Raw genomic sequence first — 1,428 nt, 5'->3', positions numbered from 1 at the left:
GTAACCCCTGAATGGGGCACACGTAGCATTAAAAGGAGAAGTCCCTCGTACCTTAGGCACAGGGGACTTCTCTTTTAATATGTGACAGACCGTTACTTCAGATAGGCCTCAGCAAGTGAAACCCAATAATTGGCTCCGATAGGGAAAATATCTTGATCCAAGATATACTTGGGGTGGTGCACCATTGGGGTATCTCCATTGCCAATCATCAAGTAGGTACCTGGCTTCTTCTGGAGCATAAAGGCAAAATCCTCGCTACTCATAAAGGAGGCAGCTGGATTGACCACATTTTCCGCTCCATAAGTATCTATCGCCACCTGAGTGGCAAAGGCAGTCTCCTCGGGAGTATTGACGAGTACAGCCCCAGGCTGACCCTCTCTAATCTCGTAGGTACAGCCATAACACTCCGCTTGGGCTTTGGTGATTTCACGGATACGACGTAGCACCAACTCCCGATCCTCGGCAATCATATTGCGCACCGATAGACGTAGGATGGCACTATTGGCAATCACATTGCCAGCATTTCCAGCGACAAAGGCTCCGATGGTGACAACGGCATTGTGCCAAGGACTGAGGTTGCGTGAGACAATTGTCTGAAGTGCCATCACGAGCGAAGCCCCTGCCACCACGGGATCAATACTCAATTCGGGCATAGAGCCGTGCGACCCTTTGCCCACCAATTCTATCTCCCAATTATCCACAGCCGACATAGTGGCACCCTCACGGAAGTAGAGTTTGCCCTTTTCAAGTCCTGGAATATTATGCATAGCGTAGACGGCATCTACTGGATACTTTTCGAATAACCCATCCGCAATCATGCCAGGGCTACCTTGCATGGTCTCCTCTGCTGGCTGAAAGATAAGTGTCAGGGTGCCATTATAATTCTTGGTCTCCATAAGATACTTAGCTGCCCCTAGCAACATGGCTGTATGGCCATCGTGCCCACAGAGGTGCGACTTGCCCTCAATAACGCTTCGATAGGAAAGCTCATTGACCTCTTCTATGGGAAGTGCATCGAACTCAGCCCTGATACCAAGGTTCTTGGTACCATTTCCCACTTTGAGGGTAGCGACCAACCCCGTTGTGCCGATGCCCTCTTCTACCTCATAGCCCATTGCACGAAGCTCTGAAGCGATGTATTTGGCGGAGTTGACCTCTTCGAGTGCTACCTCGGGGTGCTTGTGCAAATGCTCTTGCCACTCCCTCATCTTTGGTGCGAGGGCTTCTATCTCTTTTCTAACTTTCATATACTTTATTCAAAATGAATAGGGGTTACTTTTTACTTTGTTTGGGAACGGTGATGGAGATTACCACAATCGCAAGCAGCACCATACAGATATTGTAGGCCATAGCTATCATTGCAGACTGTCTAAAGACGAGGTTGGACTGTTCACCGATGAATATTTGATTGAAAAAACTATTTTCAGG

At 48.5% G+C, this 1,428-nt stretch carries 1 protein-coding gene; it reads right to left on the bottom strand.

The annotated features are described in order from the left end of the window. Positions 1 to 92: 92 nt before the first annotated feature. Positions 93 to 1,247, bottom strand: coding sequence for a M20 aminoacylase family protein (locus tag QVO39_RS00715; RefSeq protein WP_021902589.1), 1,155 nt, complete (start codon positions 1,245 to 1,247; stop codon positions 93 to 95). Between the last annotated feature and the right edge of the window lie 181 nt (positions 1,248 to 1,428).

The sequence above is a fragment of the Porphyromonas sp. CAG:1061 genome, from assembly GCF_000435035.1.
Lineage (GTDB): Bacteria > Bacteroidota > Bacteroidia > Bacteroidales > Porphyromonadaceae > Porphyromonas_A > Porphyromonas_A somerae.
The sequence above is the reverse complement of the archived record's forward strand: the minus strand, read 5'-3'. Positions and strand labels throughout refer to the sequence as shown.

What these genes read in the sequence shown, in the direction of transcription:
- QVO39_RS00715 (WP_021902589.1), bottom strand. Translation starts at nt 1,247, where the DNA reads ATGAAAGTTAGAAAAGAGATAGAAGCCCTCGCACCAAAGATGAGGGAG.